19 protein-coding genes are annotated in these 19214 nt (G+C 74.7%); 14 read left to right on the top strand and 5 right to left on the bottom strand.

Annotation, left to right across the window (positions count from 1 at the left end):
• Positions 1-62: 62 nt before the first annotated feature.
• Genes E4P43_RS04350 through E4P43_RS04340 form a run of 3 tightly spaced genes read left to right on the top strand, consistent with a single transcriptional unit; the run spans position 63 to position 3681 of the window.
• Positions 63-584 carry a 2Fe-2S iron-sulfur cluster-binding protein gene (locus tag E4P43_RS04350; RefSeq protein ID WP_135144195.1) on the top strand — a complete coding sequence of 174 codons (522 nt, stop codon included), beginning with the start codon at positions 63-65 and terminating at the stop codon, positions 582-584.
• Positions 581-1576 (top strand): xanthine dehydrogenase family protein subunit M, encoded by a 996-nt coding sequence (locus tag E4P43_RS04345; RefSeq protein WP_135144194.1) that lies wholly within the window; start codon positions 581-583, stop codon positions 1574-1576. The genes E4P43_RS04350 and E4P43_RS04345 overlap by 4 nt, the downstream gene beginning before the upstream one ends.
• Positions 1573-3681 (top strand): xanthine dehydrogenase family protein molybdopterin-binding subunit, encoded by a 2109-nt coding sequence (locus E4P43_RS04340; RefSeq protein ID WP_135144193.1) that lies wholly within the window; start codon positions 1573-1575, stop codon positions 3679-3681. The genes E4P43_RS04345 and E4P43_RS04340 overlap by 4 nt, the downstream gene beginning before the upstream one ends.
• 2 nt (positions 3682-3683) lie before the next feature.
• Here E4P43_RS04340 and E4P43_RS04335 read toward each other — a convergent pair whose 3' ends face one another.
• Entirely contained in the window at positions 3684-4184 is a 501-nt protein-coding gene (locus tag E4P43_RS04335; protein ID WP_209313724.1) for a MarR family transcriptional regulator, read from the bottom strand.
• Between the two features lie 84 nt (positions 4185-4268).
• Here E4P43_RS04335 and E4P43_RS04330 point away from each other — a divergent pair, with 84 nt between their 5' ends.
• The 6 genes from E4P43_RS04330 (at position 4269) to E4P43_RS04305 (ending at position 10465) form a co-directional block, all read left to right on the top strand.
• Positions 4269-4826 carry a YceI family protein gene (locus E4P43_RS04330; RefSeq protein WP_135144192.1) on the top strand — a complete coding sequence of 186 codons (558 nt, stop codon included), beginning with the start codon at positions 4269-4271 and terminating at the stop codon, positions 4824-4826.
• Between the two features lie 181 nt (positions 4827-5007).
• On the top strand, positions 5008-6339 hold the full coding sequence (locus tag E4P43_RS04325; RefSeq protein WP_135144191.1) for a DUF4232 domain-containing protein: 1332 nt from the start codon (positions 5008-5010) through the stop codon (positions 6337-6339).
• Positions 6340-6343: 4 nt separating this feature from the next.
• Positions 6344-6685: a hypothetical protein gene (locus E4P43_RS04320; protein WP_135144190.1), complete on the top strand. Its 342-nt coding sequence runs from the start codon at positions 6344-6346 to the stop codon at positions 6683-6685.
• A 102-nt stretch (positions 6686-6787) separates the two neighbouring features.
• Positions 6788-8677 carry a translational GTPase TypA gene (typA, locus tag E4P43_RS04315; RefSeq protein WP_135144189.1) on the top strand — a complete coding sequence of 630 codons (1890 nt, stop codon included), beginning with the start codon at positions 6788-6790 and terminating at the stop codon, positions 8675-8677.
• A 236-nt stretch (positions 8678-8913) separates the two neighbouring features.
• On the top strand, positions 8914-9405 hold the full coding sequence (locus E4P43_RS04310) for a DUF5994 family protein (protein WP_135144188.1): 492 nt from the start codon (positions 8914-8916) through the stop codon (positions 9403-9405).
• A gap of 76 nt (positions 9406-9481) precedes the next feature.
• Positions 9482-10465, top strand: coding sequence for an NAD-dependent epimerase/dehydratase family protein (locus tag E4P43_RS04305; protein WP_135144187.1), 984 nt, complete (start codon positions 9482-9484; stop codon positions 10463-10465).
• Between the two features lie 97 nt (positions 10466-10562).
• Here the strand turns inward: E4P43_RS04305 and E4P43_RS04300 are convergent, their stop codons facing one another.
• From E4P43_RS04300 to E4P43_RS04285, 4 genes are all read right to left on the bottom strand, one after another.
• On the bottom strand, positions 10563-11552 hold the full coding sequence (locus tag E4P43_RS04300) for a sulfite exporter TauE/SafE family protein (protein ID WP_135144186.1): 990 nt from the start codon (positions 11550-11552) through the stop codon (positions 10563-10565).
• A 322-nt stretch (positions 11553-11874) separates the two neighbouring features.
• On the bottom strand, positions 11875-12873 hold the full coding sequence (locus E4P43_RS04295; RefSeq protein WP_135144185.1) for an inorganic phosphate transporter: 999 nt from the start codon (positions 12871-12873) through the stop codon (positions 11875-11877).
• 20 nt (positions 12874-12893) lie between these two features.
• The gene (locus E4P43_RS04290) at positions 12894-13511 is read right to left on the bottom strand and encodes a DUF47 family protein (RefSeq protein WP_135144184.1); all 618 of its coding nucleotides are present in this window, start codon (positions 13509-13511) and stop codon (positions 12894-12896) included.
• Positions 13512-13621: 110 nt separating this feature from the next.
• Positions 13622-14173, bottom strand: a complete 552-nt coding sequence (locus tag E4P43_RS04285) for a sigma-70 family RNA polymerase sigma factor (protein ID WP_135144183.1) — start codon at positions 14171-14173, stop codon at positions 13622-13624.
• Positions 14174-14247: 74 nt separating this feature from the next.
• On the opposite strand from E4P43_RS04285, the gene E4P43_RS04280 reads away from it, so the two are divergent.
• From E4P43_RS04280 to E4P43_RS04260, 5 genes are read left to right on the top strand one after another with little or no spacing between them, the layout of a single operon-like run.
• Positions 14248-14892 (top strand): zf-HC2 domain-containing protein, encoded by a 645-nt coding sequence (locus tag E4P43_RS04280; RefSeq protein WP_135144182.1) that lies wholly within the window; start codon positions 14248-14250, stop codon positions 14890-14892.
• Positions 14889-16664 (top strand): copper resistance protein CopC, encoded by a 1776-nt coding sequence (locus E4P43_RS04275; RefSeq protein WP_135144181.1) that lies wholly within the window; start codon positions 14889-14891, stop codon positions 16662-16664. Before E4P43_RS04280 ends, E4P43_RS04275 begins: the two co-directional genes overlap by 4 nt.
• Before the next feature lie 53 nt (positions 16665-16717).
• A complete protein-coding gene (locus tag E4P43_RS04270) occupies positions 16718-17464 on the top strand; it encodes a YcnI family protein (protein WP_135144180.1) in 747 nt (248 codons plus the stop codon).
• Positions 17461-18132 (top strand): SCO family protein, encoded by a 672-nt coding sequence (locus tag E4P43_RS04265; protein WP_135144179.1) that lies wholly within the window; start codon positions 17461-17463, stop codon positions 18130-18132. Before E4P43_RS04270 ends, E4P43_RS04265 begins: the two co-directional genes overlap by 4 nt.
• Positions 18129-19193: a hypothetical protein gene (locus E4P43_RS04260; protein WP_135144178.1), complete on the top strand. Its 1065-nt coding sequence runs from the start codon at positions 18129-18131 to the stop codon at positions 19191-19193. Before E4P43_RS04265 ends, E4P43_RS04260 begins: the two co-directional genes overlap by 4 nt.
• Positions 19194-19214 lie beyond the last annotated feature (21 nt).

The raw sequence follows: 19214 nt of genomic DNA, 5'->3' as shown, positions 1-19214 counted from the left end.
TCCGTCGGACGGTTGCTCGCCGCATCGTTTGTCCACACGGGGTCGGCGGGCAGGAGCGCGCCGTGGACACCCAGATCACGCTGCGGGTCGACGGGGCGGACCACCCGCTGACCGTCGACACCCGCACGACGCTGCTCGACGCCCTGCGCGAGCGGCTGCGCATCACCAGCCCGAAGAAGGGCTGCGACCACGGGCAGTGCGGTGCCTGCACGGTCCTGCTCGACGGCCGGCGGGTGAACAGCTGCCTGGTGCTCGCCGTGACCGTCGACGACGCCGAGGTGATCACCTCCGACGGTCTCGCGGCCGGCGGGGAGCACCCGCTGCACCGGGCCTTCCTGGACAACGACGCCTTCCAGTGCGGCTACTGCACCCCCGGGCAGGTCTGCTCGGCGGCCGGGGTGCTCGCCGAGGCCAGGGCCGGCTGGCCGAGCACGGTGACCGACGACCTCACCGCCGACGAGGTGGACCTCACCGACGACGAGATCCGCGACCGGATGAGCGGCAACCTGTGCCGCTGCGCCGCCTACGCGCACATCGTCCTGGCGGTCGCCGCCGTGGCCGAGGCCGAAGGCGTCCGGCGGTGAGGGAGTTCCGCTACGAGCGGGCTGCCGACCCCGCCTCCGCCGTCGCCCTGCTGGCCGCCGAGCCGGAGGGTGCGTTCCTCGGCGGCGGCACCAACCTGGTCGACCTGATGAAGCTCGGGGTGGCCACGCCCGACGTGCTCGTCGACGTCCGCCGGCTCACCTCCGCAGAGGTCGCCGAGCTCCCCGACGGCGGGCTGCGCATCGGCGCCGCCGTCCCCAACGCCGACCTGGCCGCCGACCGCCGGGTCCGCGAGCGGTTCCCCGTGCTGAGCCAGGCGCTGCTGGCCGGTGCCTCCGGGCAGCTCCGCAACCGCGCCACCACCGGCGGGAACCTGCTGCAGCGCACCCGGTGCAGCTACTTCACCGACGTCACCCGGCCCTGCAACAAGCGCAGCCCCGGGAGCGGGTGCGGGGCGCTGCAGGGCGTGCACCGCAACCACGCGGTCCTGGGCCAGACCCTGGAGGGCCCCGCCACCTGCGTGGCCACGCACCCCTCGGACATGGCCGTGGCGCTGGCCGCGCTCGACGCCGTCATCCGGGTGCTCGGACCGGACGGCGAGCGGGAGGTGCCGATGGCCGAGCTGCACCGGCTCCCCGGCGACGACGCCACCCGCGACACCACGCTCCGGCACGGTGAGCTGGTCACCGCCATCGACCTCCCCCCGCTGGGCATGCCCTCGCGCTACCGCAAGGTCCGCGACCGGGCCTCGTTCGCCTTCGCCCTGGTCAGCATCGCGGCGGCGGTCCGGGTGGCCGACGGCGTGGTCGACGACGTGCGGCTGGCGTTCGGGGGAGTGGCGCACAAGCCGTGGCGGGCGACCACCGCGGAGGACGCGCTGCGCGGGCGGCCCGCGACCGAGGAGTCGTTCGCCGCGGCCGCCGACGCCGAGCTGGCGGCCGCCACGCCGCTGCGGGACAACGCGTTCAAGGTGCCGCTGGCGCGCAACCTCGTCGTCCGTACGCTGCTGCAGCTGACGGAGGGCGCCCGATGACCACCGTGGACCGCCTCGTCGGCGCCGGCGTCGAGCGCATCGACGGCCCGGCCAAGGTGCGCGGGACCGCGCCCTACGCCTACGAGCAGGACCCGGGCGAGCCGATCTGCTCCGTCGCGGTGGTGCAGAGCACGGTCAACCGCGGCCGCATCACGCGTCTGGACCCGACGGCGGCCGAGGCGATGCCCGGGGTGCTCGCGGTGCTGACGCCGGCGAACGCGCCGCGGCTGGGGGAGGGGCTGGCCTCGGACCTGCCGGTGCTGCAGTCCCTCGACGTCCACTACCAGGGGCAGATCGTCGCGGCCGTGGTCGCCGAGAGCTCGGAGATCGCCAAGGCCGCGGTCGGCGCCGTCGCCGTCGAGTACGCCGCCCACGAGCCCGACGTCGTGCTGAGCACCGACCGGCCCGACCTCTACGCACCGCCGCAGCTCATGGCCGGCTACGAGACCGACTCCGTCATCGGTGACGTCGAGGGTGCGCTGGCCGCCGCGGCGGTCACGGTCGACGCCACCTACGAGACCCCGACCCAGCACAACAACCCGATCGAGATGCACACCTCGATGGCCCGCTGGGACGGCGACCGGCTGACGCTGTGGGACGCCAACCAGGGCCCGCACAACATCGTCAACGACCTCATGACGGCGTTCGGGCTGGAGCGCGGCCAGGTGCGGGTCATCTCCCCGTACGTGGGCGGCGCGTTCGGCTCCAAGGCCTTCACCCACCCCAACCAGATCCTGGCCGCGATGGCGGCGAAGGTCGTCGGGCGCACCGTGGTGTTCGAGCTGACCCGCCAGCAGATGTTCTGCCTCGTGGGGCACCGGACGCCGACCATCCAGCGGGTGCGGCTGGGCGCCGACGCCGAGGGGCGGCTGACCGCGATCAGCCACGAGGTCGTCGAGCACACCTCGCGGATCAGCGAGTTCGCCGAGCAGACCGCGACGCCGACCCGGGTGCTCTACGCCGCACCGCACCGGCGCACCACGCACCGGCTGGCCCGCCTCGACGTCCCGCCGCCGACGATCATGCGCGCGCCGGGGGAGACCCCGGGCATGTTCGCGCTGGAGTCGGCGATGGACGAGCTGGCGCACTCCCTCGGCATCGACCCGGTGGAGCTGCGGGTCCGCAACGAGCCCGAGCGCGACCCCGAGCGCGACGTCCCGTGGTCGAGCAGGAACCTGGTGGCCTGCCTGCGGACCGGTGCCGAGCGGTTCGGCTGGGCCGGCCGGGACCTGCGCCCCGGCGTCCGCGAGGACGGCCGGTGGCTGGTGGGCACCGGCGTCGCCGCCGCCACCTACCCGGCCCGCCGCCGCAAGGCGGAGTGCCGGATCACCGGGCACGGCGACGGGCGCTGGACGGTGGAGATCGACGGCTCCGACATCGGCACGGGCGCGTGGACGGCGCTGACGCAGATCTCCGCCGACGCCCTCGGCGTAGGGCTCGGTGCGGTCGAGCTGAGGATCGGCGACAGCGACCTGCCCTTCGCCGGCGGCGCGGGCGGGTCCACCGGCCTGGCGTCCTGGGGGTCGGCGATCGTGCTGACCGCGCGCGAGGTACGGCGGCAGCTGGACGAGCGGTACGGCGGGCAGCTCCCGGCCGACGGCATCGTGGTCAAGGGCGAGGTGCCCGGACCGTCACCGCACGCGGAGCAGTACTCCATGCACGCGTTCGGCGCGCACTTCGTGGAGGTCCGCGTGGACCGCGACACCGGCGAGGTGCGGCTTCCGCGGGCGTCCAGCGTCTACGCCGCGGGCACGATCGTGAACGCGCGCACCGCGCGGTCGCAGTTCCTCGGCGGCTTCAGCATGGGCGTCTCGATGGCCCTGCACGAGGGGACGATCGCCGACGAGCGGCTCGGTCACTACGTCAACCACGACCTCGCCGAGTACCACGTGGCGACCAACGCCGACATCGGCGACATCGACATCCACTGGCTCGACGAGGACGACCCCTACGTCAACGAGCTGGGCATCAAGGGCATCGGCGAGATCGGCATCACCGGCGCGGCGGCGGCGGTCGCCAACGCCTACTGGCACGCCACCGGCCTGCGGGTGCGCGACCTGCCGATCACCCCGGACAAGTACTTCCGGGCGCTCGGCCAGGGGTGAGGTCAGGGCACGCGGTCGGGGTCGAGGTGGCGCAGCAGGGTCTCCCCGAGCGCGCGCATGCCCTCGACCTGCTCCGGCGTGAGCTGGTCGAACAGCTCGCGGCGGACGCCCTCGACGTGGATCGGCGCGGCCCCCTCGAGCGCGGCGAAGCCCTCCTCGGTGAGGACGGCGAGCTGCCCGCGGCCGTCCTCCGCGTAGACCTGGCGGCGCACCCAGCCGCGCTCCTCCAGCCGCGACACGGCGTGCGAGAGCCGGCTGCGGGAGGACAGGCACCGGTCGGCCAGCTCGCTCATCCGCATCATCCGCTCCGGCGCCTCGGACAGCGCCACGAGGATCTCGTAGTAGGCGTGCGAGATGCCCGTGCGGTGGGTGAGGTCGCGGTCGAGCCGGTCGAGCAGCAGCTGGGCGCTGTAGAGCCACGCCCGCCACGCCTTCTGCTCCTCGGCGTCGAGCCAGCGCGGCTCACCCATGGGGAGGGGCTCGGGCGACACGGACGACGTCATGCGGTCACAATACTGGCGGAATAGTTCAACGCTCAACTACGCTTGCACCCGACGACACACCCCCGAGCACCAGGGAGCCCTCCCATGACCAGCACCGTTCAGATCCCCGGCTACATCGCCGGCACCTGGGACATCGACGCCAGCCACTCCACCGTCGGCTTCTCGGTCCGCCACATGATGGTCAGCAAGGTCCGCGGCTACTTCCGCGAGTTCTCCGGCGAGATCGTCACCGCCGCGAACCCGGCCGACTCGACCGTGACCGCCACCGTGGACCTCGGCTCGATCGACACCCGCCAGGAGCAGCGGGACGCCCACATCCGCTCCGCCGACTTCTTCGACAGCGAGAACCACCCGCAGATGACCTTCCGCTCCACCGCCGTCCGCGCCGAGGGCGCCGACTGGCTGGTCGACGGTGAGCTGACCATCAAGGGCAACACCAAGCCGGTCACCCTGGCCCTGGAGCTCAACGGCTTCGGCCCCGACGCCTACGGCGGCACCCGCGCCGGCTTCTCGGCCCGCACCGAGATCGCCCGCTCGGAGTTCGGCGTCGACATCCAGATGCCGATGGACGGCGGCGGCGTCGTCGTCGGCGACAAGATCGCCGTCGAGCTCGAGATCGAGGCCGTGCTCCGCGCCGCCTGACCCACGACGCCGGGGCTCGCGCCCCGGGCTCGGCACGAGGCCGGTACCCCGCACCGCGGGTACCGGCCTCGCGCGCATCCGGGCGCCGTCCCCCCGCCCCTGCCGGCGGGCCGCGTCACGGCCGACGGCCGCGATACCGCACCATGCGTGTCGGACCGACCGGTTCCGGAGGGGGTGCGCGGTGCGAGGACGGGTGGCGCTCGGCTGGGGCACCGCCCTCGTGGTCCTGGGCCTCCTGTGGATGCTGGCCGCCGGCATGCGGGCCGGCCGCTACCGACCCGGCTGGTTCGACCCGGACGACGGCCCTCCGTGCGCCTTCACCCCGCAGGGGTGCCCCGCCGACCTCGAGGCGGCCCTGCGCGGGCTCTGGTGGTGGGTCGGCGCCGGGGGTGTGGTGGTGCTGCTGGGCGTCGTCCTGGTCGCCGTCGCCCTGTCGCCCGAGGAGCCGCCGTCCTTCCGGGTGCTGCCGGGCGCACTGCACGCGGCCGTGACGGGCCTGGCGACCGCGGTGGCCACCGGCGTGGCCCTCCTGCCGGCGCTGTTCCTGGTGCTCCTCGGCGAGCACCTGCTCCCCGGCCTCGTGCTGGCGGCGTGGCTGGGCCAGGGGCTGCTCGTCGCCGCCCTGCACGCGTGGGGAGCTGCGGCCGCCCCGCGCCGCAGCTGGCTGGTCGGGCTCGGCGTGAGCGCGGCGGGGACCGCGGCCGTGGCAGTGCTCCTGTTCGCCGCCCCCTCCCTCTGGGGCTCCTGGGGACCGGTGATGCTGGCGGACGGGGCGGTGGTCGCCGGCGCGGTGCTGGTGGTCCGTATCGCCGGCGGTCCCTGGACGGGCCGCCGGCCTGCGGCACCGGTGCGTGCGGGCGGTGCCGCCGCGGTCCTCGCCGTCCTCGCCGGGGTCCTCGTCGGGCTGGTCGCCTCCCAACGGCCGGACCTCGTCCTGGCCCGCCCCCCGTCGCGTCCCGTCCCGGTGGCCCCGGAGGTGCCCTCGCTCCCACCTCCGACGGCCGCGCCGGTCCCGTCCGCGCCCGTCCCCTCCACCACCCCGCCGGCGCCGGTGACCGCCGACGTGCCGTGCGCCCCGGCGGACCTGCGGCTGGAGGTGGGGGGCTTCGACGCGGCCATGGGTGCCCGTGCCGCGAGCGTGCAGGCGACCAACGTCGGGGCGGCTCCCTGCTGGCTCGAGGGCGTGCCCGTGGTGACGCTCTGGCAGGGCGGGCGTCCGCTGCGGCTCGCCGTCGAGCCGGGCAGCGCGCCGACCGGCGGCCCGGCGGTGGCGCAGCGGGTCGGGGTCGCGCCCGGCGGCTCGGCCCTGGCCCTGCTCACCTGGCGCACCTACGCCGGCTGGGCGGACGCCGGCACGCCGCAGGCGGTGACGGTCGCCGTCGACCCGTCCTGGGACCCGGTGGACGTGCCCATCGTCCCGGGCTCCGGGCCGGCGCCGTTCGACATCGCCGACGGCGGCACGTGGGCCGTCGCCCCGTGGGCGCCGCCGTCGGAACGGGCGGAGGGAGACTGAGCGCATGTCGACCTCTGCGCTCGCCCGGATCCCCGCCTCGCTGCTCGTCGCCGTCGGGCTGGCCGCCGGCTTCGGCATCGCCCAGGGCACCGGCATCCGCGCGCTCGGCGGCGCGGTGTTCGCCGCGTGCGGCGTCGGCGCGGCCTGGGTCGCCGCCCGCCGGCGCGGCCCCGCGGTCACCGCGGCGCTGGCCGCGCTCTACGTGGGGGCGTTCGTCCTCGCCCACGTCCTGGCGCTCGGCGCCGGGTTCCCGGCCTGGTTCGCGGTGAGTCTGGTCACTGTTGCCGCCGCAGGGGTGACCTACGGGGTGGTCGACCGGCGGGAGACGGTGGTCCCCGCGCGCTGAGCACCTAGAGTGGAGGGAAGGTCACGGCCCCGGCGGCTGTTGGCCTCTATGCCCGTGCGCGTCCGCGCGGCGCGTTCCCGAGCTCCCGAGGTGCCCTTCCGCATGCCCACCCGCAACGACCTGCGCAACGTGGCGATCGTCGCCCACGTCGACCACGGCAAGACGACCCTGGTCGACGCCCTCCTCCGCCAGGCCGGCGCGCTCGGCCGCGCCAAGGGCGAGGGGACGGACAACGACTCCACGCAGGACCGCGTGATGGACTCGATGGACCTCGAGCGCGAGCGCGGCATCACCATCCTCGCGAAGAACACCGCGATCCGCCTGGCGGACGACCACGGCAACCCCGTCGTCGTCAACATCGTCGACACCCCCGGCCACGCCGACTTCGGCGGTGAGGTCGAGCGCGGCCTGTCGATGGTCGACGGCGTCGTCCTGCTGGTGGACGCCTCCGAGGGCCCGCTCCCGCAGACCCGCTTCGTGCTGCGCAAGGCGCTCGGCAAGGGGATGCCGGTCATCCTCGCGGTCAACAAGACCGACCGTGGCGACGCCCGCATCGAAGAGGTCGTCGACGAGTGCTACGAGCTGTTCATGGAGCTCATGGAGGACGCCGGCATGGACGCCGACGCCCTCGAGTTCCCGATCGTCTACTGCAACGGCCGCACCGGCCAGGCCTCGCTCAACCGGCCCGAGAACGGCACCGTGCCGGACAGCCCCGACCTGGCGCCCCTGGTGAAGACGCTGCTGGACACCATCCCGGCGCCGTCCTACGACGCCGAGGAGCCGCTGCGCGCGCAGGTCACCAACCTCGACGCCTCGCCGTTCCTGGGCCGTCTCGCCCTGCTGCGCATCCACTCCGGTGAGATGAAGCGCGGCCAGCAGGTCGCCTGGTGCAAGATCGACGGCACCATCAAGAACGTCAAGATCACCGAGCTGCTGGTCACCGAGGGCCTCACCCGCACCCCGGCCGAGAGCGCCGGCCCCGGCGACCTCGTGGCCATCGCCGGCATCGAGGACATCATGATCGGCGACACCCTCGCCGACCCGAACGACCCCCGCCCGCTGCCGCCGCTGACGGTGGACGAGCCGTCGATCTCGATCACCATCGGGATCAACACCTCGCCGCTGTCGGGCAAGTCGGGCAAGAAGCTCACCGCGCGCCTGATCAAGAACCGCCTCGACCAGGAGCTCGTCGGCAACGTCTCGGTGCGCATGCTGCCCACCGACCGTCCCGACACCTGGGAGATGCAGGGCCGTGGCGAGCTGGCCCTGGCCATCCTCGTCGAGCAGCTGCGCCGCGAGGAGTTCGAGCTCACCGTCGGCCGGCCCACCGTCGTCACCAAGATGATCGACGGCAAGCTCCACGAGCCGGTCGAGCGGGTCACGATCGACACGCCCGGCGAGTACGTCGGCACGCTCACGCAGGCGCTGGCCACCCGCAAGGCGCGCCTGGAGAACCTGGTGCACCACGACACCGGCTGGGCGCGGATGGAGTACATCTGCCCCTCCCGCGGCCTGATCGGTTTCCGCACCGAGTTCCTCACCGAGACCCGCGGCACCGGCGTGCTGAACCACAACCTCGAGGGCTACGAGCCGTGGCTGGGCGAGATGCGCGCCCGTCCCACCGGCTCCCTCGTGGCCGACCGCCAGGGCGTGGCGACGACGTACTCGATGTTCTCGCTGCAGGAGCGCGGCCAGCTCATGGTCCAGCCGGGCACCGAGGTGTACGAGGGCATGATCGTCGGTGAGAACTCGCGTCCCGACGACATGGACGTGAACATCACCAAGGAGAAGAAGCTCACCAACATGCGCAAGTCCACCTCCGAGGAGCTGGAGCGGCTGATCCCGCCGAAGATCCTCAACCTGGAGCAGGCGCTGGAGTTCTGCGCCGAGGACGAGTGCGTCGAGGTCACCCCGGGCAGCGTCCGCATCCGCAAGGTCGTGCTGGACCAGACCGAGCGCGGCAAGGCGAAGAACCGCAAGCCCAAGCCCTGACCGGACCCGGCTTCCGCCGGGCCGTTCCAGCGGCTCGCTCCGACGCCCCCGTCCCGCATCGTGCGGGGCGGGGGCGTCGTCGTGGTCGGGAGGTCACGAATCGTGATGACCTGCCGATACCGCCCGCCGCGCCGGAGAGGCACGCGCCGGGCGCGGCCTGCGGGGAGGCCTACGTTCGTCTCGGGGCCGTGTACCACCGTGCCCCGCGGCGAGCGACGAGAGGCGGCCGAAGGCTGATGACGACGATCACCCGTGCGGTTGCGGCGAGCGAGGGCTTCCGGGGCGGGATCGACGTCCGGGTGAGCCTGCGGGACGACGCCGGTGCCGGCCGTTCCGCCTTCGACGGCGCGTGGTTCCCGCGCAGCCGTGACCTGGCCGTGGAGCTCCCGGAGCTGATCGCCGCGCTCGAGCGGCGCGGTGTGCGCGTCGAGCGATTCACCTACGCCCTGGAGGCGTGGCAGCCGGCCCCGCGCAAGCTGGAGGTGCTGGGCCGCACCGTGCGCACCGGGGGCTTCCGCAGCATGGACCCCGGCGTCGTGTGCCTGACCTGGGGCGGCGGCACGCGCCGCGCCGACCTGCTGGTGGTCCCGCCGGAGACCGACGTCCTCACCGGCGCCCGGGCGCTGCGGCTGTGCACCCGTCGCGGGCTGCCGTCGTCCCCGCAGATGGTGCTCGCCGCCGCCCGGTCGACCCCGCTCCCGCAGGTCCCCGCCTCCCGCGCCGTGTAGCCGTTCAGCCCAGAGCGTTCCTGCCGTGGGCGAACCCGCTGGACGGCGGGGGAGCGGGTCGGCTGGAGTCGCCGCCATGAGACTCCTCGTCCTCGGCGGCACCCACTTCCTCGGCCGGCACGTGGTAGCGGCGGCGCTCGACCGCGGCCACGACGTCGCCACGTTGACGCGCGGGCTGACCGGGCAGCCCCCCGAGGGTGCCCGCGCGCTGCACGGCGACCGCGACGACCCGGCGGCGCTCGGCGAGGCGCTCGACGGCTGGCAGCCCGAGCTCGTCGTCGACACCTCGTGCCAGACGCGGGCGGCAGCGGAGCATGCGGCCGCGGTACTGGCCGGCGTGCACGGTTACGCCTTCGTCTCCAGCCTGAACGCCTACCGGAACTGGCCACCGGGACCGGTCGGGCAGGAGGACGCCGAGCCGACGTGGGACACCGGGGACGACGACTACGGGCCGAACAAGGCGCACGCCGAGCGGGTGCTGTCCGCTGCCGTGGGCCCGACGTTCGTGACCGCACGGGCGGGGCTGATCGTGGGCCCGCACGACCCGGTGTACCGCCTCGGCTGGTGGCTGGACCGCATCGCCCGCGGCGGCCGCGTCGTCGTTCCCGCCGAGGGGCTGGACCAGCCGATCTCGCTCGTCGACGCGCGCGACCTCGCCCGGTGGCTGGTGGGGATGGCCGAGCGCGGCCAGGGCGGCGCGGTCAACGCCACGGGCCCCGTGGGCATGACCACCTACGGCGGGTTGCTGGAGGTGTGCCGGGCGGTCACCGGCAGCGACGCGGAGTGGGTCCCGGTGCCCGAGGAGGAGCTCCTCGCCGTCGGGGTGCAGGAGTGGGTGCACCTGCCGCTCTGGCTGCGGCAGGAGGAGGCGCGCACCGCCTGGGACGTCGACACCACCCGCGCCCGCCGGCTGGGCCTGGGCAGCCGTGAGCTGGAGGCGACGGTCGCCGACACCTGGGCGTGGATGCGGTCCTCGGAGCGCCCGCCGGTGCCGGCCCACCGTCCCGCGCCCGGGCTGCCCGACGAGCTCGAGCAGCGGCTCCTCGCCGCCGGCCGGTGACAGGGAGAGAGGCCCCGCCCGGCAGCTGCCGGGCGGGGCCGCCCCGTTCGGAGGCTCGTCCCGAGCGCGCGAGGGGTGAGGGGAACGGGGTAGTGCTTCAGTCGCGCGGGTCGCTGGGGCGGCCGGCGCCGACCGGCTCCCCGCCGGTGACCGGCGCCTCGTCCGCCTCGGCGACGACGTTGCGCTCGGCCACCTCGGCGATGGCGTCGGCCGACTCCAGCGCCTTGTCCTTGCGGTACTGGCGGAAGGAGTGGACGACGGCCAGCGCCCAGACGGCGTACAGGACGGCGTAGACCGTGTAGCGGGTGGCGTCGCCCGCGTCGATCCAGTCGCTGCGGAGCATGGTGCGGGTGTTGGTGACCACGATGAGACCACCGACCAGGGAGCCGAGCAGCCGCGGCGGGATGTGCCGGACCAGCCAGGCGGCGATCGGCGCCGCGACCAGCCCGCCGCCGAGGAGGCCGACCACCCAGAGCATGTTGATGCCCTGCGAGCCCAGCGCGAAGAGGAAGCCGAGGCTTGCCGCCAGCGCGACGAGGAACTCCGAGGTGTCGATCGAGCCGATGACCTTGCGCGGCTCCATCCGGCCGCTGGCCAGGAGCGCCGGGGTGCCCACGGGGCCCCAGCCGCCACCGCCGGTGGCGTCGACGAAGCCGGCGACCAGGCCGAGCGGGCTGAGGAAGCGCTTGCGGACCGGCTTGCCCAGGTTGCGCCGGTCGATGCCGCGCAGGGTGAACCGGACGAGGATGTACGCGCCCAGGGTGAGCAGGATCAGCGACATGACCGGGGCGGCGACCTCGGTCGACAGGTTGGACAGGAACGTGGCCCCGGCGAAGGCGCCGACCGCGCCCGGCACACCGATCTTGGCGACGACCTTCCAGTCGACGTTGCCGAACTTCCAGTGCGACAGGCCCGAGGCCAGCGTGGTGCCGATCTCGGCGAGGTGGATCGTGGCCGACGCGGCGGCGGGGTTGGTGCCCAGGGCCAGCAGCAGCGTCGTCGAGGTGACGCCGTACGCCATGCCGAGGCTGCCGTCGACGAGCTGGGCACCCAGGCCGGCGAGGGCGATCAGGATGAGGGTCTTCACGTGTACTGACTCCGGGTCTCAGGAACGCGGCGCGCACGGGCGCACGCGGAAGAACAGCGGGGGAGGGTGAGACGGGGGCGCGCCGGAGGGCGCGGGAATCAGCAGCCTCGACAGGCGGCGGTGCAGACGCGCAGCAGGTCGACGTGCAGGCGGCTCACGAGGAGCAGCATCGTCGGGCGCGCGGTCACGGGTGAATGTCTACCAGATCGATGCACTTATGCGTCAATGCGGCCGTCCAGCCAGTGGGACGAGGCTTCCCACGAGACGACGACGGCCCCCCTCCGCACTGCTGCGGAGGGGGGCCGTCGGGGAGCCGGCTGCGTCAGACGACCAGCTCGGTGAGGAAGTACGCCACCGCGGCCACCGCCGCGGCGGCCGGCAGGGTGACGACCCAGGCGACCACGATGTTGCCCGCGACGCCCCAGCGCACCGCGGACAGCCGCCGCGTGGAGCCGACCCCCATGATCGAGGTGGTCGTGATGTGGGTCGTGGAGACCGGGACGGCGAACACGGTGGCGGTGGTGACCATGACGCTGGAGGCCACCGTCTGGGCGGCGAACCCGCCGGCCGGGGTGAGCTGGATGATCCGGCGCCCCATCGTCCGCATGATCCGGAAGCCGCCCGCGTAGGTACCGGCGCTGATGGCCGCGGCCGCGGCGAGCACCACCCAGAACGGGACCTCGAAGCTGTCGATCTCGCCCGCGGTGAAGAGCGCCAGCGTGATGATGCCCATCGTCTTCTGCGCGTCCTGCATGCCGTGGCCCAGGGCCATGGTCGCCGAGCTGACGATCTGCGCGTACCGGAAGTTGCGGTTGGCGCGGGACACGTTGGCCCGCCGGAAGGTCCACAGCAGGACCAGCATGAACAGGTAGCCGAGGCCGAACCCGACGAGCGGCGAGACGATCATCGGGATGATGACCTTCTCGAGGACGCCCATCCACTGCACCGAGTGGGCGGCGGCCAGCGCTGCGCCGACGAGGCCGCCGATCAGCGCGTGGGACGACGACGAGGGCAGCCCGTACCACCAGGTGATCATGTTCCAGGTGATCGCGCCGATGAGCGCCGCGAAGACGATCTCCAGGCCGCCGCTGCCCTCGGGCGGGTCGATGATCCCGGCGCCGACGGTCTTGGCGACCTCGGTGGAGAGCAGTGCCCCGATCAGGTTCATCACCGCGGCGAGGGCGAGCGCCACGCGGGGGGTGAGCGCCTTGGTGGAGACCGCGACCGCGATGGCGTTGGCGGCGTCGTGGAAGCCGTTGGTGTAGTCGAAGGCCAGGGCGACCAGGACGATGATGACCAGACCGATGAAGGCCGCGTCCATCAGAAGCTGTCCATGCTGGCTCAGGACTCCTTGACGGCGATCGTCTCGACCACGTTGGCCAGGTGCTCGAAGGCGTCGGCGGCCTCCTCCAGCTGGTCGGCCACCTCCTTGAGCTTGAGGATCTCCAGCGCGTCGAACTCCCCGCTGTAGAGCCGGGACAGCAGCCGCCGGTAGAGCTTGTCGGCCTCGTTCTCGATCCGGTTGACCTCGATCCAGTAGTCGGAGAGGTCCTTCAGGGTCCTCAGCCGCGGCATCGCCTCGGCGGTCGTCTGCGCGCAGCGCTGCAGCAGCGCGACCTGCTGGCTCATCTCGGCGGGCAGGGTGCCCAGCCCCGTCAGGATGACCAGGTCGGCGGCGGCCTCGACGTAGTCCATGACGTCGTCGAGGTTGCTGGCCAGCGAGTAGATGTCCTCGCGGTCGAACGGCGTGACGAAGCTGGTGTTGAGCTGGCGGAAGATCGCGTGGGTCGTCTGGTCACCGGCGTGCTCGAGGTCGCGCAGGCGGCCGGCCAGCTCCTCGCGGCGCGCGTGGTCGTGGATGAACTCGCTCAGGACGTCGGTGGCCGCCACCAGGTTCTCCGCGGAGGCGGTGAACAACGGGTAGAAGCTCGAGTCCTTGGGCGACAGGCTGAAGGGCACGCGGGTGGGCTCCGTCTCGGGTGAGGGCACGGACCGCGGTCGCCGGGGGCGGACGCACGGCCGTCGGGCAGCATAGGTCGCCCAACCGTCACCCGTCGTTCACCGGGGCGTCAGCTGTGAGCCGCATCGCCCCGGTCGGCGTCCTCGCTCACCCTGGCGAGGGACGCCACGAGGTCGGCGCGGGCGCGCGCCACCCGCGAGCGGATCGTGCCCACCGGGCAGCCGGCGACCTCCGCGGCCTCGGCGTAGGACAGGCCCAGCAGCTGGGTGAGCACGAACGCCTCCCGCCGCTCGGTGTCCAGGCGGGCCAGGAGGTCGGAGACGGCGGCGCCCTCGCCCACGTCGTCCGCCGTCGCCTCGGTCGCCAGGAGCTCGAGGTCCGTCGTCTCCCGGACCAGGGTGAGCCGCCGCCGGCGGCGGGAACGCACGGCGTCGGCGCACACGCGGCGGGCGATCGAGAGCAGCCAGGTGCGCACGGACGAGCGGCCCTCGAACCGGTGGAGCGCGGCGAAGGCCCGCAGGTAGGTCTCCTGCGTCAGGTCGTCGGCGGTGTCGCGGTCGCCGAGCGCCGCGCACAGCCGCCAGACGTCGGACTGCGTCTCGCGGACCAGGGTGGCGGCGGCCAGCGGGTCGCCCGCGGCGGTGCGCGCCAGGTCGTCCATGCCCTCGCCCTCGGTGCGGGAAGAAAGTCCCGCACGGCGGGAACCGGACGGCGTCCGATGACGACCAATGAACCATGTCCTGCCAGATGTACCGCGAGGCGCTGTCGGCGCGCCTCGACGGAGAGCCCCTCGGCATGCCCGTCGCCGAGCTCGACGGCCACCTCGGCGCGTGTGCCTCGTGCTCCGTCTGGGCCGTGGACGCCGAGCGGGTGACCCGTCGTGCGCGGCTGGCCGCTGCGCCGCCGGTCCCCGACCTCACCGCGACCGTCCTGGGCGCGCTGCCCGGCGAGCTCCCCGGCGCGCGCGCCGCCGCGCGTGCCCGCCTCACCGGCACCGGCCTGCGGCTGCTGCTCCTGGTCGTGGGCGTCGCCCAGGCCGCGCTCGCCTGGCCGGTCCTGGTGCACGGCGCCGGCGCGATGAGCGCGCCGGTCCACCTGGCGCACGAGACCGGGGCCTGGAACGTCGCCCTGGCCGCCTCCTTCCTCGCCGTCGCCGCCGCTCCCCGGCTCGCCGCCGGCGCCCTGCCGTTCCTCCTCTCCTTCACCGCCCTGCTCGTCTCGGTCACCGTGGCCGACCTCGGCGCCGGGCACGTGCACGCCGACCGGGCCGGGGCGCACCTCGTGCTGCTCGTCGGGGTGGCCGCCGTGGCGGCCGTGGCCTGGCGCGGACGGCGCCGCCGCGACCTCCCGGCCGTGGCCGCGCAGCCGGTGACCGCGTGAGGCGCGCCGCCCTCCTGCTCGCGCTGCTGCTCACCGGCTGGCTCGGCGCCGGCATCGTGACCGCGGCGCCGGCGTCCGCGCACGCCACGCTGGTGTCCACCGAGCCGGGGGAGGGGGCGCGCCTCGACGCCGCCCCCGACCAGGTCACGCTGACGTTCAGCGAGGGCGTGTCGCTGGGGGCCGGGTACGCCCGGGTGCTCGACGGCGACCAGCAGCGGGTGGACGCCGGGGCGCCCGAGGTCGACGGCGCGGTGCTGACCGTCCCGCTGCGCGGGGAGCTGCCCGACGGGGGCTACCTCGTGACCTACCGGGTCATCTCGGCCGACTCGCACCCCGTCGCCGGCGCGTTCTCCTTCGCGGTCGGCGACGGCGAGCTGCTGTCGGCCGGTGGCGGAGCGGTGGAGGACGACACCGACCCCGTCGTCGCCACCGTGCTGCCCGCCGCCCGGTGGCTCGGCTTCGCCGGGCTGGCGCTCGCGGTCGGTGCGCCGGTGCTGGCCGCGGCCTGCTGGCCGGCCGGCTGGGCGTCGGCCCGGCTCCGGCGGGCGGCGTCGGCGGGTGCGGTCGCCGTCGTGGTCGGCGCGCTGGCCACGTTCGTGCTGCAGGGCCCCTACGCCGCCGGCTCCGGGCCGGCGTCCGTGGCCGACCCGTCGCTGCTGGGCGCCACGCTGCGCTCGGAGGCCGGGTGGGCCGCGCTGGCCCGCGCGGTTCTCGCGGTGGCGCTGCTGCTCGTCCTGCGCCGCGTGCCCCGGAGGGCCGAGCAGCCGCCGCGCGCCCTGCTGGCGGTGGGTGGTGGCGTCGCGGTCGGGCTCGTCGTCGCGACCGCCGCCACGGGGCACCCGGTGGCCGGCCCGTGGCCGGCGCTGGCGGTCCTCATGGCCTCGGTCCACGCCGCGGCGATGTGCGTCTGGCTCGGCGGCCTGGCGGGCCTGCTGCTGGCCCTGGTCCGGCCGGGCACGCCGCCGTCGGAGGTGGCGACGGCGCTGCCCGCCTTCTCGCGGCTGGCCTTCGGCGCCGTCGGCGTCCTGGTCATCTCCGGCATCGTCCAGTCGGTGCGCGAGGTCGGCTCGCCCACGGCCCTCGCCGCGACCGGCTACGGCCAGCTGCTCATGGGCAAGCTGCTGCTGGTGGTGGTCGCCCTGGCGGCCGCGGGGGTCTCGCGGGTGTGGGTGCAGCAGCGGCTCGGCATCCGCCCGCCCCGCCGGCGCCGAACGCTGACCGTGCACGCCTTCTCCGCGACGACCTCGGCCGAGCCGGGCCCGCAGGAGCTCGCCGCCGCGGCCGACCGGGACCGGGTGCAGGCGGAGAACGCCGTCGCGCACCTGCCCTCGCTGCGGCGCTCGCTGCTGGTGGAGGCCGGGCTGGCCGCCGTCGTGCTCGCGCTGACCGCGGTGCTCGTCGGCACGCCGCCGGCCCGGTCGTCGGTCGCGCAGCCGGTCGACACGGTGCTGCCGCTGCAGGGTGGGACCGCTGCCGCCTCCGGGACGGTGCAGGTGTCGGTCGACCCGGCGCGCCCGGGGGAGAACTCGCTGCACGTCTACCTGTTCGACGACGCCGGCCGGCTCACCCAGCCCGCGGAGATCCGCGTGACGCTCACCGAGCGGAGCCAGGAGATCGGACCGCTCGACGTCGACCTCGAGCCCGCGGGGCCCGGCCACTTCGTCGGCGACGGCATGGCCATCCCCGGCGCCGGGACCTGGACCCTCACGGTCACCGTCCGGCTCGACGAGTTCACCGCCCTCACCGCAGCCACCGACTTCCCGGTGCGGTGACCCCCGTCCGCACCACCCCGACCTGCACGTCCCCGTCCACGAACAGGAGCCCTGTGTCCCTGCCCCGCCCGCTCACCCGCCTCGCCGTCCTCCTGACGGCCGTCGTGAGCGCCCTCGCCGCCACCGTGGTGCTCTCCGCCACCGCCTCGGCCCACGTGACCGTCTCCTCCGCCGACGCCGCCCCCGGCGGCTATGGGAAGCTGACGTTCCGGGTGCCGAACGAGAGCGACACGGCCAGCACGGTGGCGCTGCGCATCCAGATCCCCGAGGACGCCGCCATGGGCTCGCTGCGCGCGCAGCCGGTCCCCGGGTGGACGGTCTCCATGACCACGGCCGACCTGGACGAGCCGCTGGAGGTGCACGGGCAGGAGATCACCGCCTACGTCTCCGTCGTCGAGTTCCGGGCGACCGACGGCGTGGGCATCGCCCCGGGCCAGTTCCAGGAGTTCGCGCTCTCCGGCGGCCAGTTCCCCGACGTCGACCAGCTCAGCTTCCCGGCGGTGCAGACCTACAGCGACGGTAGCGAGTCGGCCTGGATCGAGCCGACCGTCGAGGGCCAGGAGGAGCCCGAGCGCCCCGCGCCGGTGCTGACGCTGACCGCCGCGGCCGGGGGCCACGGCGACGCCGCCGCCGACGACGCCACCACCGACGGCGCCACTGCCGAGGAGGCCGCCCACGAGGGCGGTCACACCGACGACCCGGGCGCGCTCGCGCTGTTCTTCGCCATCCTCGCGTTCCTCACGGCGCTCGCCGGTGTGGTCCTCGGCGTGCGGGCCAACCGACGTACCGTGTCCTCGTGAGCTCCGCCGTCCGCCGACGTCCCTCCCGAACGCTCCCGGCGTTCCTCCTCGCGGCGGCTCTGCTCGCCACCGGGTGCGGGACGTCGGAGGACGGCGGCAGCAGCGGCGGGCACGACCACTCGGGCAACGCCCCGGCCACGGTCGAGGGGCCCGACGACGTCTACGCGGGGATCGACCTCAACGAGCCCTACCGCCGGCCGAAGTTCACGCTCACCGACACCACCGGTGCCACGTACGACTTCGCGGCCGAGACGGCGGGCCGGCCGACGCTGCTGTTCTTCGGCTACACCGACTGCCCCGACATCTGCCCGACCACGATGGCCGACGTCATGGTGGCCCTCAGCGGGCTGGAGCGGGAGCTGGCCGAGCAGGTGCAGGTGGTGTTCGTGACCACCGACCCCGCGACCGACACCCCCGAGGTCCTCGGCGAGTACCTGGGGCGCTTCGACTCGGGCCTGCCGACCTCGTTCATCGGCCTCACCGGCGACCAGGACGCCATCGACCAGGCGCAGCTCGCCGCCGGGGTGCCGCAGGCCGAGGACGAGGGCCGGCTGCACTCCACGCTGCTGCTGCTGTACGGCGAGGACGACGAGGCGCGCGTGGCCTTCGACGGCGAGAACAGCGCCCGCGACATCGCCGACGACCTCCGGCGGGTGGCGGGCGCGTGAGCCGCGCGCCGGCTCGGCTGCTGGTCGTCCTGGCGGGGGTCCTGGCGCTGCTGGCGCTGGCCGGGCCGGCGTCGGCGCACGTCGGGGGAGAGGCGGCCGGCAGCGACTTCGACGGCCGGATCGTCTCGGTCACGCCGGCGCTGCCCGGCGTGACCGTGCGGATCCTGCAGTTCGGCGACGAGCTCGAGCTGGTCAACGACTCGGGCACCGAGGTCCTGGTGCCGGGCTACTCGGACGAGCCCTACCTGCGCATCGGCCCCGACGGCGTCTGGCGCAACGCGAACAGCCCGGCGACCTGGATCAACCTGGACCGCTACGGCCGGACGCCGATCCCCGGCTCCGCCGACCCCGCCGCGGCGCCGGACTGGGAGCAGGTCTCCACCCGGTCGGAGTACGTCTGGCACGACCACCGCACGCACTGGATGAGCGAGGGCGTCCTCCCGCCGCGGGTGGCCGAGGACCCCACCCGTGAGCACGTCGTCTCGGAGTGGGTCGTGCCGCTGCGCCAGGGGAGCACGGAGGCCGAGGTCGCCGGGGTGCTCACCTGGAGCCCGCCGCCCTCGCCCTGGCTGTCCTGGCCGCTCGTGGCCGCCCTCGTGGTGGCCGCCGCCGCGGCGGGGCTGGTGGCCCGCTCCCCGCGTCCGCTCGGCGCGCTGCTCGCCGTCGGCGCGGTCGCCGCGCTCTGGCACGCCGTGGCGACCCCCGAGCCGTCGGTCACGACCGGCTCGCACGTCGGCGCGGTGGTCTCGGCGCTGATGCCGGCCTCGGCGGCGCTGCTCTGCGCGGTCCTGGGCGTCCGGGCGGCCTGGCGCGGCCGGGGTGCGATGACCGGGCTGCTCGCCGTCGTGGGCGGCTGGCTGCTGCTGGTGCAGGGGCTGCCGGACGTCGACGTCCTCTGGTCGGCCAACGTCGCCTCGGCCGGCCCGCAGCTGCTCGCCCGCGCGGCGGTCACGCTGCTCGCGGCGCTCGGCGTGGGGCTGGTGGTCGGCGGGATCGCGGCGGCCCGCCGCTTCCGCGAGGCCGGCGAGCCGGCCGCGGGCCACGCCGTCCCCGTCCCCTGAACGCACGAGGCGCGCGCCCCT

The organism is Blastococcus sp. TF02A-35 (genome assembly GCF_004571075.1).
GTDB lineage: Bacteria > Actinomycetota > Actinomycetes > Mycobacteriales > Geodermatophilaceae > Blastococcus.
This window is presented reverse-complemented; position numbering and strand designations above follow the sequence as displayed.

What these genes read in the sequence shown, in the direction of transcription:
- E4P43_RS04340 (WP_135144193.1), top strand. Translation starts at nt 1,573, where the DNA reads ATGACCACCGTGGACCGCCTCGTCGGCGCCGGCGTCGAGCGCATCGAC.
- E4P43_RS04335 (WP_209313724.1), bottom strand. Translation starts at nt 4,184, where the DNA reads ATGACGTCGTCCGTGTCGCCCGAGCCCCTCCCCATGGGTGAGCCGCGC.
- E4P43_RS04330 (WP_135144192.1), top strand. Translation starts at nt 4,269, where the DNA reads ATGACCAGCACCGTTCAGATCCCCGGCTACATCGCCGGCACCTGGGAC.
- E4P43_RS04320 (WP_135144190.1), top strand. Translation starts at nt 6,344, where the DNA reads ATGTCGACCTCTGCGCTCGCCCGGATCCCCGCCTCGCTGCTCGTCGCC.
- typA (WP_135144189.1), top strand. Translation starts at nt 6,788, where the DNA reads ATGCCCACCCGCAACGACCTGCGCAACGTGGCGATCGTCGCCCACGTC.
- E4P43_RS04310 (WP_135144188.1), top strand. Translation starts at nt 8,914, where the DNA reads ATGACGACGATCACCCGTGCGGTTGCGGCGAGCGAGGGCTTCCGGGGC.
- E4P43_RS04305 (WP_135144187.1), top strand. Translation starts at nt 9,482, where the DNA reads ATGAGACTCCTCGTCCTCGGCGGCACCCACTTCCTCGGCCGGCACGTG.
- E4P43_RS04295 (WP_135144185.1), bottom strand. Translation starts at nt 12,873, where the DNA reads ATGGACGCGGCCTTCATCGGTCTGGTCATCATCGTCCTGGTCGCCCTG.
- E4P43_RS04285 (WP_135144183.1), bottom strand. Translation starts at nt 14,173, where the DNA reads ATGGACGACCTGGCGCGCACCGCCGCGGGCGACCCGCTGGCCGCCGCC.
- E4P43_RS04280 (WP_135144182.1), top strand. Translation starts at nt 14,248, where the DNA reads ATGTCCTGCCAGATGTACCGCGAGGCGCTGTCGGCGCGCCTCGACGGA.